The sequence below is a fragment of the Dorea formicigenerans genome (genome assembly GCF_025150245.1).
Classification (GTDB): Bacteria; Bacillota; Clostridia; order Lachnospirales; family Lachnospiraceae; genus Dorea; species Dorea formicigenerans.
On record NZ_CP102279.1, the window covers coordinates 2,836,733 to 2,849,626 of the forward strand.

General features: G+C 39.6%; 16 protein-coding genes. All 16 read right to left on the bottom strand.

The genetic code is table 11. From position 1 onward, the window contains the following. Positions 1-39 precede the first annotated feature (39 nt). Positions 40-549 carry a CinA family protein gene (locus NQ560_RS13805; RefSeq protein WP_005330860.1) on the bottom strand — a complete coding sequence of 170 codons (510 nt, stop codon included), beginning with the start codon at positions 547-549 and terminating at the stop codon, positions 40-42. A 94-nt stretch (positions 550-643) separates the two neighbouring features. Further along, positions 644-1,084 (bottom strand): NADAR family protein, encoded by a 441-nt coding sequence (locus NQ560_RS13810; protein WP_005330859.1) that lies wholly within the window; start codon positions 1,082-1,084, stop codon positions 644-646. 119 nt (positions 1,085-1,203) lie between these two features. Beyond that, positions 1,204-1,872 carry a helix-turn-helix domain-containing protein gene (locus tag NQ560_RS13815; RefSeq protein WP_005330858.1) on the bottom strand — a complete coding sequence of 223 codons (669 nt, stop codon included), beginning with the start codon at positions 1,870-1,872 and terminating at the stop codon, positions 1,204-1,206. 144 nt (positions 1,873-2,016) lie between these two features. Then, the gene (locus NQ560_RS13820; RefSeq protein WP_227087309.1) at positions 2,017-2,163 is read right to left on the bottom strand and encodes a hypothetical protein; all 147 of its coding nucleotides are present in this window, start codon (positions 2,161-2,163) and stop codon (positions 2,017-2,019) included. 203 nt (positions 2,164-2,366) lie between these two features. After that, positions 2,367-3,269, bottom strand: coding sequence for an Rpn family recombination-promoting nuclease/putative transposase (locus NQ560_RS13825; RefSeq protein ID WP_005330857.1), 903 nt, complete (start codon positions 3,267-3,269; stop codon positions 2,367-2,369). A 745-nt stretch (positions 3,270-4,014) separates the two neighbouring features. Then, the gene (locus tag NQ560_RS13830; protein ID WP_005330854.1) at positions 4,015-4,329 is read right to left on the bottom strand and encodes a type II toxin-antitoxin system RelE/ParE family toxin; all 315 of its coding nucleotides are present in this window, start codon (positions 4,327-4,329) and stop codon (positions 4,015-4,017) included. After that, positions 4,319-4,612, bottom strand: a complete 294-nt coding sequence (locus tag NQ560_RS13835) for a type II toxin-antitoxin system RelB/DinJ family antitoxin (RefSeq protein ID WP_005330852.1) — start codon at positions 4,610-4,612, stop codon at positions 4,319-4,321. Before NQ560_RS13835 ends, NQ560_RS13830 begins: the two co-directional genes overlap by 11 nt. A 151-nt stretch (positions 4,613-4,763) precedes the next feature. Continuing rightward, positions 4,764-4,928: a hypothetical protein gene (locus NQ560_RS13840; RefSeq protein WP_005330850.1), complete on the bottom strand. Its 165-nt coding sequence runs from the start codon at positions 4,926-4,928 to the stop codon at positions 4,764-4,766. Positions 4,929-5,473: 545 nt separating this feature from the next. Then, a complete protein-coding gene (locus NQ560_RS15900; RefSeq protein WP_005330848.1) occupies positions 5,474-5,674 on the bottom strand; it encodes a hypothetical protein in 201 nt (66 codons plus the stop codon). A gap of 259 nt (positions 5,675-5,933) precedes the next feature. Then, positions 5,934-7,742 (bottom strand): hypothetical protein, encoded by a 1,809-nt coding sequence (locus NQ560_RS13850; RefSeq protein WP_040015255.1) that lies wholly within the window; start codon positions 7,740-7,742, stop codon positions 5,934-5,936. Positions 7,743-8,309: 567 nt separating this feature from the next. Then, the gene (locus NQ560_RS13855) at positions 8,310-9,686 is read right to left on the bottom strand and encodes a sensor histidine kinase (protein WP_005330846.1); all 1,377 of its coding nucleotides are present in this window, start codon (positions 9,684-9,686) and stop codon (positions 8,310-8,312) included. Further along, complete coding sequence (locus tag NQ560_RS13860) at positions 9,674-10,336, bottom strand: response regulator transcription factor (protein WP_005330845.1); 663 nt, start codon at positions 10,334-10,336, stop codon at positions 9,674-9,676. Before NQ560_RS13860 ends, NQ560_RS13855 begins: the two co-directional genes overlap by 13 nt. Before the next feature lie 14 nt (positions 10,337-10,350). Beyond that, a complete protein-coding gene (locus tag NQ560_RS13865) occupies positions 10,351-11,091 on the bottom strand; it encodes a lantibiotic immunity ABC transporter MutG family permease subunit (RefSeq protein ID WP_005330844.1) in 741 nt (246 codons plus the stop codon). Position 11,092: 1 nt separating this feature from the next. Continuing rightward, on the bottom strand, positions 11,093-11,824 hold the full coding sequence (locus NQ560_RS13870) for a lantibiotic immunity ABC transporter MutE/EpiE family permease subunit (protein ID WP_005330843.1): 732 nt from the start codon (positions 11,822-11,824) through the stop codon (positions 11,093-11,095). Next, complete coding sequence (locus NQ560_RS13875) at positions 11,817-12,530, bottom strand: lantibiotic protection ABC transporter ATP-binding protein (protein ID WP_005330842.1); 714 nt, start codon at positions 12,528-12,530, stop codon at positions 11,817-11,819. Before NQ560_RS13875 ends, NQ560_RS13870 begins: the two co-directional genes overlap by 8 nt. A gap of 78 nt (positions 12,531-12,608) precedes the next feature. Next, positions 12,609-12,797, bottom strand: a complete 189-nt coding sequence (locus NQ560_RS13880; protein WP_005330841.1) for a hypothetical protein — start codon at positions 12,795-12,797, stop codon at positions 12,609-12,611. Positions 12,798-12,894 lie beyond the last annotated feature (97 nt).

The window sequence follows — 12,894 nt, forward strand, 5'->3', positions numbered from 1 at the left end:
GTTACGAGGTACGCGTCATGCAAATGCATGACATAAAAGTTAATCTTCTAATCTCTCCATCAGTGAATCATAAATTTCTTTCGCAACCGCCAGCTTATAAGCCAGCCTTGTAGGCTGCGGCTGCAATTCAATATAATAAGACTTCGCTTCTCCATTTAAGGTAATTGCAAAATATACCTGCCCTGGCACAGATGCCTCCGGATTCGCAGGATCCACATTTCCCATCGTTCCGGTCACTCCGATTCCAATATTTGCCTCGTACACTTTCGCACAGGCTTTCGCCATTGCCTCTGCCGTCTCTTTTGAGTATACCGTATACTTCTCCAGAATCTCAGCCGGCACACCCTGCATAATCTTCGCCTCATTACAGTATGTAACAAATGCCCCCTTTAACACTGCCGAAGAGCCTTCTGTGTCTGTAATCAGCGATGCAATCTGCCCAGAAGTCGCAGATTCCATAGTCGAAATTGTCATTCCCCGCTCAATCAAAAGTTTTGTCAGCCTTCTGTAGTCATTTCTAATATCCGATTCATTATATTTTTTTCTCATAGTATAAACCCTCCGCTATCATAATTGAAAATTCACTTAACGTTGAAAAACTACTTTTTATTATACTCTATATTTTCATAACATTCAGCCTTTCTTATTTTAACTTACTTCTTACTTCCATCAGTGCCTTTCCCAAAAGATTTTTTCCTTCTGTTTCTTTACAACGTTCACACTCACAATTTCCCCAAACATTATCATGCCATGCAGTTGTGTTCTCAATAAGTTCTTCCTCTCCTGTCGCTTGCAATATACTTTTCAATTCCTTATTCTGAGAAAATTTTGCATAACACACATTGACCATAAGCTGATATTTTACTTCTTCCCAGTCCGAACGAAGCTCAACCCGTCTTCCCATTTTCTTGGCACCAGCCGCCTTATATGTTGCAAATTTCTTTCTCTTCTCCATATCCAATGTTTTAAGTGATTGCCATGCACATTCTGAATTAGGATATACAATACCTCCATACTCTACAGAACATGGATAAAAATTACTAAAACAACCATATTTTTCATTACTTCTTGAAAATTTAATCATTTTAATACCTCCATCAATTTCTTCAAATAATAAAGCTGTAATAAATGCATCATATTTATTACAGCTTTATTATATAAAAATAAGCAATTTTATTTTGTTCAAAATTCTGAAAAAAATCTCTATTTTATCTTCATATTCTGTCTTCTGATTTCTGCGCCAAGTATGCCTGCTCCTATACTGATAAACAATCCAATCGCACAGATAATTCCAATTGCAAGCATGTCATTTCGGCTCACTCCACCCAGACTATCTTGTACAGCGAAATCCATCCCCATAATCACAGCAAAAACAATTCCTCCACGGAAGCCTTCCAGCCAAATATTAGAATTTCTGAATTCTTTTCCCGGAATTTTGTGATTCAGATATACCATGCTCACGAAAACGATAACTGACACAGCAATGATCATATAAATTCCCATATTCAGTCTGTTTTTTAATATGAAAACAGGCACGTAAATTAATAGCATTACTGCCAATAGCAACCCATAAAGAGCGATCTGATATCCATACATTTGCGCTTTACTGATGGAGGAAACTAATATTTTTTCTGTCTCTTCCTGGTAATGCTCTGCCTCAATTTTTTTCCCCGCCAGCAGTTCACTCACACTAATTCCAAGTTCCTGACAAAGGTCTTCCAGAATTGCCACATCCGGAAATGATCTACCGGTCTCCCACTTCGATACTGCCCGGTCTGTTACATTCAGCTTTTCCCCGAGAGCCTTCTGTGTAAGCCCTTTTTCTTTCCTACACTCTGCAATAAATGTTCCGGTCGCTTTTGAGTTCGCCATATCACAACCTCCTTCGTTATCCTGTAAATAAATTCTAGCAGACAGGCTCTAAAAAAGCACCCTACCAGTGGTAGAGTGCCCTGTAATCCCTGTAAAATGAGCTTTTATATAAAAATTCTTTACACAGATACATGAAATTTTTTATTAGTCATCGATTCCAACCATTACAGATGTTGCTTCAATAACTGCGTAAGCTGCCTTTCCAACTTCAAACCCAAGCTCTTTGATAGAATTCATGGAAATTGTGGAGCTGATAATATTCTCCCAACTGTATTTTTTAACGTATATCACGTTTCTTTATTATACTTGCCGGGGAGCCAGAAAAGCAACCGTTTCTAACAGATTTTTAGTCGAAAAAAGATTGTGTATCGCTCTCAAATGAGCTATTCTAAAGCCAAAATAGAGGATTTATGTGTCGCAGAGTGCAACACTCTGCGACACAATATTGTTATTAATCAAATTCTGCCACCTGTATCTCAAAGTCTATCTGCGTGCTACAATTTCAACTCCTTTAACAACCGCCCCTGATAATCAGAATCCTCGACGGCTCGTTTTAAATCATCTATTCTTCCAAGTTCTATCAACCGCTTATGCAATTCATTAATCTGTTTTGCACCTTCTTCCCTGCCAATTCGCTCGCCTTCTTCTCTTCCAATCCTGGTCGCATAATGGAGCTGCGCATACTTATCCCGTTTATACTTCAATCTCGTCTCATACTCCAGACGCTTCTTCTCGTCCGCACTGAGTCTGTCCAGTTCTTCATACGCTTCTCCAAAATACTCGTCCTGCTTTGCCATCTCTTTTAACTCCTTCCGGCTCTTTGCATTAAGGAATCGCATCCACCTTATGATCCCTTCTTCATTTTGATCTTCCGGTGGTAATTTTCCCAATTCCAACACATGAATCTCCATAACATCTGTATAAACTTCTCCCGTCTTGGTATCACAAAATGTAATCTTCCGATAGCACCTGCTATCCTCCGGGAAATGTACAAAATCCAGGATACTGACATGGATGCATTTCTGAATTTTGTCATAATCATCGCCTTTATGAATCTGATCTGTGACCATCTTGCTCAGATAAAACACAATGCGCTTTTTCCAGAAATCAAATTCTGCCACCTGCATCTCAAAGTCTATCTGTGTACCATCATGCATTTCAACACGCACATCCAAAACCCCATATTTATCATCTTCATACTCTTTTCTGAGTACGGTCGGCAATAATCTTGTCTCCTTGATTTCTTCCGGTCTTACTCCCAACAACGCTGCAATAATTCCTTTTCGTACCTTTTCATTTCTCATCAGTTCTTTGAAACAAAAATCCACGGTTGGAAGCATGATAAACTCGTCATCTGTGCGGTTCTTTTGTACCTTAGTTCCTGTTCTTTTTGACATATACTCTCCTCTCCGACAACTTCCTATAGTCTGAGAAAAGATTATCTAAAGATATTTTACCATATATTAATAGTATATTCCAGTTGGATATGCTATTCTTCAAATAACATTCTGTGTCGCACCAGGTTTCTTCCCAGCCTATATTCACTTGTCACACGTTCATCACTTTGGAATAACGCCCGATACTCTAAGCCTCCGAAATGAATGAAATTAAATAGATACCTTTGGCAGATAACAAGAATCGTCATCCGCGTGACGTTAGAATAACACATATAGTATAGCTTTGCAATAAAATTTTTCATATATGTCAGGTAATCTCATCTTTCTGCTTTGGTAGCTCTACAACAAATCTGCATCCACCATATTCGCGGTTTTCTGGTTTTTACATCTTCCTCTTGGTCTGTAGACACTTCTTCTCCTTCTGCACAAGTCTACAGTTCTTTCAGGAATTCTCCGATATCTTAATTCATGCAGACAGACTTTCTCGTTATTTCTGCAGATGCATATGCTTCACCCTGGTTCCATCCGTCATGGACGATATTTCCACAGGCAATACAAGACCATTTTCCGAAGCTATTGCTGATATCAGGAGCCGCCACAGCCGAATCATCTGTTACAGTCTCTGGTTCAGCCTTTACCTTTAAATTCTTTTTCGGCTATAAATCTCTCCTCCTTCCCAAAAAGGTACAAAAAAAGACCCTCTACGGTTTTACAGTAAATGATCTTTTTATTGCCAAGATTCAATTTATATTATTCTGTTTTCATAATCTTGTAACTCATGGAAAATATCATCCACATATACAACATCATTTTCTATTCTGTACAACATAAAATATCTGTGCTGTTGAAAATTTATTCGACGATATCCAAAACTCTGTAAATGTGGATTGTCACATATTTTCAAACTACTCGCTACATACTTTAACCTTTTTACAGTATCCTCAAAATCATCAAGCACATTTCTTGCTGCCTGTTTATTTTTCTTGGCGAAAAGCAGATACTGTATAAACTGATTCAAGTCTTCTTCTGCTTCATCTGTTACAACTACTTTATAATCCATATTTTCCTCTCATATCTGAAATCACATCTTCCGCATTTCGGTAATTTCCCTTTTTTGAAGATTCTCTGGATTGTTCCAGTCTTTGAAGCATCTCTTCTTCTGTCATAGATGTATAAGGATTATGCACAGTTCGTTTTATTTCAAATGGAAATCCATTATATGCAACCGCCTGCGTTAAAAACATCCTTATTGCTGATGTCGTATCAGTTCCAAGATCTTTAAAAAGCTGATCTGATTTATTTTTTAAGTCATCGTCTACCCTGATCTGAATTGTACTTGCCACTTTAGATACCTCCTTTTTTCTTCATTATAATGCCATTTTATTGCTAATTCAATACAATTGTATTGATATTTCACTTATTTCGATGCACTTATCTAAGATAGTGGGTATGGAATCTTGGATTACAATTGAGGCAAGTACAATAAAAATACAATCAGCACAGCTTTTTCTTTCTGTACTCATTTAGTTCCTGACGTCCAATGATTGGGATACCAGGATAACCATCTGCCTGTGTCCTGATTGCCGGAGAGCTTGCCTGAATATGAAATACCCAGTTCAATTCGCTCGAATCTCTCGGCCAGAATCCATTGATCAGCATAGCTTCCTTGAACTGGTTATTGTACAGATGAATCTGGGTACGTTTACTCCGCCTTTCTGGTTTGTAATGGATATCACTTTACACATATGTTGTTTCTCCTGTTCTTTCATCAAAATTCTTCATCACGGAATGCTTCCAGATATTCATCAAGAAGATCCAGATTAACTAATACAATTCGTTTGACATTCTTCACTTATCCGGCTTCGTACGGTGCTTGGTAGTTTAGCAAATAAATTGCTTATCTCTGCTTACTCGATTAGAAATCGTTTCGATATTTACTTGTAATCTTCATCGCCTGCAATTCCTGCAGTATCCGTTCCTACGGATTCTTCAGAAGTAAGCGAGATTTAAGATGTGGACATTCTTGCATTTCTGACACTTCACACTCAAATATCCGGTTGCGTCTGAAAAAACTCTCTGTATCCTGAACCCGCAAGTCGGGCAGAGAATATCACGCTCTTTCAGGCTTTCTGCTTCTAGTCTTGACAGAAGCAATCTCTTTTGTATTTCAGGTGCTACCTAAGTCTGTATATGAAGTTTTGGATTTATCTTGTAGTTTGCGAATATCCGTACAAATAGAAAAAGCCCTTTGAGAAAAGGATTTTTCCTCTCTCAAAGGGCAAGTTGACAAAGCTCTGCTTGCAGCTCCTTTCGCATTTCCTGCAAAGCTCGTTGTATTTCTTCCTGCCACGCTCATCAAGAAAGAACGCCCATTCTCTCTTGAGGTATTTCGGCATACGGGGCATAGCGGGCACCTCCTTTTCGCTGCCTAATTGCCGATTTGCTCCCGAAACGCAGAAACGCCCAAAACCTGACCCCGCTGTATGGTTTCGGGGCGATTTTGGGCGTTTTCTTTCGATATGAGCGGCTTTGTTTTAGCGGCGATATCCTTTACCGCCAACCATTCAAAAGCCGCTGTTTGTCACTTCCCGGTAACAAAAAAGCGCCGTATTGCTACGACGCTTTTGTCTTGCTCGTAAGATGGAGCAAGGGAACGCTATTCAATTATCTGTTGTACTTTTTCTTCCTGCTTACAACCGTTGTGCCAATGGCTGCACAGCCGCTGATGAACAACAGGGCAATCCACAGTGCAAGGTTGCTTGTATCGCCGGTCTGGGGACTCTTATCGGATGTTCCCGGTTTGGTACTGGCAGGCTTTTTTTCAAGGGCCGAAATCGCATCTTCGATAGCCTTCGCCATCTTATCCACTTCGGATTGCTCCGTAATGTTCTTGCCTCGGACAACAGCCTTGATAGCGGCTTCCACACCAGAGAAATCCTTGTAGTCATTCTTGTTCAGGGCATTTGCTTTGGCAATGGCTGCATCAACCTTAGTGTAGTCAGCACCCTTGTATTGCAGGGCAGCAATGGCATCTTCAATAGCCTTCGCCATTGCGTCAACTTCGCTCTGTTCAGTGATGTTCTTGTCACGGACAACAGCTTTGACGGCAGCTTCCACGGCGGTGAAGTCCTTGTAGTTGTCCTTGTTCAGTGTATTTGCCTTGGCAATGGCTTCGTCGACCTTAGTGTAGTCGGCAGGTAAATAAGTCATTGCAACCGTCTGCGTATGCGTTGCCACATCGGCGGTAATCGTTATATTGCCGGTGTATGCTTTGCAGTTATCGGCTGTTACTTCAACAGGGTAAGTTCCTGCTTCCAAACTGACAGAGCCGGTAACCTCCTGACCATTCACTTTAACAACAACATTGGTCAGACCGTCTGGCGTTACAACGAAAGAAACCGGATAGACAGCCTTTGTGATAAAATGAACATTTTTATAAAGCGCAAAGTACTGAGTACCGCTGGAAAGCAGGTCAATTTCTGTTCCTTCCGAGTCTACAGCTTTTGCATAGTTCAGATGATAGCCATCGGCTATCACAGGCACACATTCATCGAAAATTGCAGGGATATTATTCTCATTCGTATTCTTTGCATCAATCTCTGCTTCTTCTACGGTAAAAGTACCGTTACCGCCCATCGGGAATTTACCGTCAGTGGTTACTTTGGCGCCTCCTTTGAGCAGAATATTGCCTTTTGCCCATATTGCACCGTCCGCAGTAGAGGTACAGTTTACCTCGCCTCCGTTAACCGTCAGATCACCTGCAGCATACAGACCGGGATAATAGCTTGTTGCTTTAACTTTAGATGCAGCAAGTTCAATATCGCCGCCGTTCCCTTCTTGATCTTTCCAGATATATGCTCCGTTGCGTCCGTCCTGGGTTGCCTTAAGCGTAACATCGGCGTCGTTTACAATCTTCAGCCTATGGGCATCGATTCCGGCATACAAGCCGATGGAATCCACTTTTGCCCCGTCAATTTCGACCGATCTTCCGACTATGCCCAATCCGCCTTCAGCGTTTATTACGACCTTTGCTTTATCGGAAATCTTGACGTCAGCCCCTGCGCTAATTCCATCGTAGGTACTTCCGTTAACATTGATTACCAGTGTTCCATCACCGGTAATCTCGACAGAATTGCCGGAATTGGGGGCTATTGCTATTCCTCCGCCGGAATAGGTTCGGGTAATACTATTTGTCCCGGTCAACCGTATCTTCAACGTACTGGGGATAGTCGTTTTAATACCGTAGTCTGACATGGTGTCGCTGTCAAGGGTAGCATTGTTCAAAGACAAGGTGTGAGTGGTCGGGTCATAGCTTACTGTTCCGCTGCAAAGATTATCCTTATTCTCAGACGTGACCTGTACGCCGTCTACCCAGATGTCGTAGACTGTGGGTTCCGCTGCCAGTGCTGTGGCAGGCAGGAGTCCAGCTACCATTACAATGCTGAATAGGATTGCAAATAGTTTTTTCTTCATAACAGTTCCTCCATTTTTTAATTGTCCGCTATTTACTTCCTCCGACAGCGGACACACCGGAGATGACAGAAGGTTTAACCGGAAAAGATTGATTTGCCGGTCGTGGTTAGGACTTCAATATCAAACCACCATCCTTCCGACAAACGCAAAAAGGATATAAATCCCCCACCCCATAAATATACAGCAGTATTATATCAGATTTTTTCCGAAATCTCAAGCGGTTTTCAGAATATTGCTCTCGTCTTCCTTAAAATAACAAAAAAAGATACAGATACTGTCATTTTCTCAGTACCTGTATCCTCTTAACTTTATGATAGTAAAGTATAATTACACATTATTATATCAAGAACAGCCTCCTTAGATAAGAATATAAATGATATCTTTACTGCTGTTAATGGGAATGCCTTTTACAATATTCATTACTCTTTTATACTTTTATACTTCTTCCAAAGAAGGAATCCTACATATACTATTACAGCAAACGTAGTAGTAATGTCTATCAAAAGGCTTTTACATATTAGATAAAAGCATGTAAAATTTCTTTTACATAGCTTAATTGCGGTCTATTTAGCTTGTTTCTTGACTACTCAGGAAAAATATTTCTACCCTCGCCCCACCTGTATTTTCAGAATTTGAAAGTTTAATACCTCCACCATATTTTTCAGCCACAGTTTTTGCAAAAAATAGTCCCATCCCATAATGGGCTTCGCCATTTCTACTTGTGTCATCCATAAAAAACTGCTCTGTGCCATGCAATAATGCTTCTTTTGTAAATCCTGATCCGCTATCCTCCACAATGAATGTCAGCCGGCCATCCTGCTCCTTTGCGTCAATATAAATGATTCCATTTTCTTTTGTATGCTCCACTGCATTCTGAATCATATTCATTACGGCCCGGAACATTGGATCATAAGCAATCGTTACCTTTTTATCACTTTGTCCCGCCTTCCAATCTATTTTCTGGTGATAGATTTCTACCAGTCCGAGTGCCTGTTCCTTTATATCTGCGAAAAAATCTTCTAACCTCACCGTTGTATAGGTAACATCACTGCAATTCCATGATTTTGTGACATCTATCAACTGTTTTACATAACTTTGTATCTGTGTTGTGCCGTTCAAAACATAAGTGATATTATTCTTCTGTTCTGTGGTCAGTTCAGTCTCTGAAAGTAGTTCTGCATTTCCCCGTACAATCGTAAGAGGTGTTTTAATATCATGCGCCAAAGCAGACATCTGTTGTTTCTTTTCCTGCTCTGTTTTCCACTGCTTTTCTAAAGATTCTCGCAATGCATCTCGCATATCATCGATTGCCGATAAACAGTCATCAAACTCTTTGATACCGGAACAGGATGTCTCATATTCCAGATTTTGATCCTTTATTTGTCTGATTGCGTCTAATACAGGCTGCATCTGCTTTTTGATTCTTTTTCCAAAACGTATGGACGGAATGATGATAATCGCTACCGCTCCAATCACTGACATAATACTCATCACATTCTGTGGTCCTATAAAATGCTCCCTCAAAAAAGCTGAATGATATTGAGGTGTCAGGCGATATTGCAATACAACATATTCATTTTCCCTTACAATTACTTTATAAAAATATTTCCCGGATGCGTTTCCGTACTTTGCAACATTCCATGCTATCTGTTCGTATTGTTCTGACAGATCTCCACCTATTTTCTCTCCATTCTCTGAAAAGATTACATAATCACAAAGTGCAGGAATCATCTCAGCAGTTACTTTATCCGCACGTAAAATCGTATCATATGCTTCATTAATCTTTTGCTCTGCATAATTCGCCGGATAGATACAGCCCACACTAATCAAAAGGTACAGCAGCAGCCAAGCAACAATCACCAAACCTACTAATGATCCAAGCATGACCAGTACATATCTCATAAAAATCCAGCTGAGTGCATTGCTTCTCTTTACTCTTCCCATTTATATCCAATCCCCCAGACTGTTTTTATCGGTGTATAATCATAATCCGCAAATTTTGCTCTTATATTTTTGATATGCGTGATAATGGTACTGTCATTACTCTCACTGTCAAAACCAAAGACCTCTTCTAAAATCTGTTCTTTCGAGAAAACCTGTCCCCTGTTTTTAGCCAGAAATTCACAGATTTCGTACTCTGCTTTCGTAAACGGAAGTTCTTTATCATCCATCAACAGTTTCTTTTGAGACATCTGAATGCAGACTCTCCCTAAAACCATCCGGACAGAATGTTCCCTGTGCTCTCTTCTAAGATGTGCATTGATCCTTGCCCGAAGTTCCATCACTCCAAATGGCTTTGAAATATAATCATCTGCTCCTAAAGAAAGTCCGTTTACCAGACTGTTTTCCTCCGTTTTTGCCGTAAGAAACAAAATCGGACAATCCACAAGTGCCCTGATTCTTTTGCATAATTCAAAGCCGTCCATTCCAGGCATCATAATGTCAAGTAAAATCAGGTCATAACGATGTAATTCTTCCATATTAAGTTTCAGCGGATTACTTACTTTGGTAACCAGATGTCCATCCTTATTCAAAATGCTTTCTATCATTTCCAGAATTGCCGGTTCATCATCAACTGCCAGTATTTTTGCCATAGTTTCCCTCGATTCTATTCCGATATTCTGTTTCCTTCCCAGTGGTTTACCCACCAAAAATAGTATACCATACTAATCCCTGTAAATATTAAACAACCTGGTATGAATGACAACCATTCACCTACACTAGTTTCTCCCAATACAGATTGCAGATAAGTATATGGTACTCTACCCGTCCAGCAGACAAATACATATTTCCACACATAATCTCCAAGTCCGGTAAGCATCAATGCACTAATTAGTCCTGATATAATCCCTGCTCCAATGGATACCCCTTTTCCAAACTGAAAAGCCAGAATCAGCTGCCACAGATAAAGTGGAACACTGCTTCCCCACAGCAGCAATGCTGCAAATATACATCCTTTCATGATTTCGATATCGCTTGATGCGATTCTTCCAAATCCAATTCCGAATATGATTGCTGTCAATAGGATAGAGCACAGACACAAAACCAGTAGCATCAACAGTTTCGATAAAAATGCTGCAGGTTTATCCGGTAAAGACAACAGATTTTGAAAATCACCTGCATTTTGTTCCTGTTCCATCACACTTGCTGTAAAAATTCCAATAAGTACCGGAAGTCCTGCTCCTATTGCCTGATAAAATGCAATCACTTTCATATTTTCATTCCATGGTGAAAAAAAGTAATATATTAAAAATATAACGCTAGTTATAATCGGAATCAGTAAGTGTGCCAGAATCACAGATGTTCCTTTCATCTTTCGCAAGTCTGCATTAAGAGATCTTCCAATCATCTTATTTCACCTCTCTTCTCTCAAACCATTTCAAAAACAGAACCGTTACAAAAACAAACCAGATGATTGAGAGACACATTCCCGGAACAATGACTCCCGTATCCAAAAGAAGATTCCCTGCTTCTGCGGCAAGTCCATTTGGTAAAACATGAAGCAACGGGCACATCATTCGCATAGGGATTGCAGAAACAAGTACATACCAGATTCTGGTTTGTGATATTACCACACCGCTGACGGTAATAAATAGGCAGACGAACAGGTTTACAATCATTCCAAATCGTTCACTTAAAAATAAAGCTACCGGAATCTCCCATAACTCAGAAACCGTCAGAAACAATACTGCAATCAACGCTCCTCCAACTGGAACATGTGTCGTTAGAAGAAAGCCTCCAAGCGTTGCTCCTGCAAACACAATCACATTAGAAAACAAAATCATGTACCCAATATAAATAATTTTCCCCAGCAACAATTTTCTTCTGTCTGTGGGAATAGTCATTAAATGATAGTATTTTATCTTTTTCTCCTGCGCCACAGAAAGATAACAAAATAGAGCAATCATCCCCGGCAGCAAAAGTGTATACCACCAGTTCCAAACACTTTCTGCATAAGCATTTGTCATCCCAAGAGTAAATATAAATGCCATGACAAATGTAAGAAGAGGAAATCCCCAGATAAACTTTTTTCGCATGGTTCTTTTGGCTTTTTGATGTTCTGCTTTTATAATATTAACCATGGATTTCACCTGCTTTCTGGTTTTTTCTTACCACATTCATAAACAAATCTTCAAGATTATCTCCCTGCTTTAATGCTCCTTCGTATCCTAAGATTCCACCTGAAATAATCCCGACTTTATCTGCAAGTAACTGTACCTCTGAGAGAATATGACTGGAGAGAATTACAGTGATTCCCTGTTCTGGAAAAGACCGGATCAGCTCTCGTAATTCCTCGATGCCTATTGGATCTAATCCATTCGTAGGTTCATCCAATATCAAAAGTTCCGGTTCTCCAAGCAATGCCATTGCAATGCCTAGCCTTTGCTTCATCCCCAAAGAAAACTGTCCTGCTTTCTTCTTTCCGGTGTTTGTAAGTGATACAATCTGCAAGACCTCATCAATTCTGTTTTCATCTGTACCAATCAATAATTGTCTTACCTTCAAATTCTCTCTGGCGGAAAGATTTTCATAAATAGGCGGATTTTCAATTAACGCTCCTATTTTTGATAAATCTTTCCTATCCAAAAGTTTTCCATCAAAGTAAATCTTTCCTGCAGTTGGTTTCATCATACCGGTCAGCATTTTCAATGTGGTAGATTTACCAGCGCCATTCGGTCCAAGCAGTCCATAAATCTGTCCCTTTTCGATATTAAGTGAAACATTATTTACCGCTTTCTGTTTTCTAAAATATTTACATAGATTTTGTGTCTGTAACATCATTTCCATCTTTACTATCCTTCCTTCTATATTTCATTTCTTACTGAAATATAACCTAACAGAAAAAAATAAAGATTTGATGAAGATTTATTCCCGTATGGAATAAACCATCAATTGAATATCATTATCAGAACTCGGCTTTCCACTGAAATCAGCAAAGCTGTTACAAATACGAAGTCCTAATTTACAGAATATCTCCGTGATTTCATCCAAACTATATAACCTTATAGGATTTCCTTCTTTCATTTCAGGCTTATAAAGTGCTTCTCCATACATATAGTCTACCTGCCCATATATCAGCGTTTTTCTATCCTTCTCCCATTCAAAAGCAGATAATGTAAGTCCCTTTTCTCCTGCATCCCATAACTTGCAA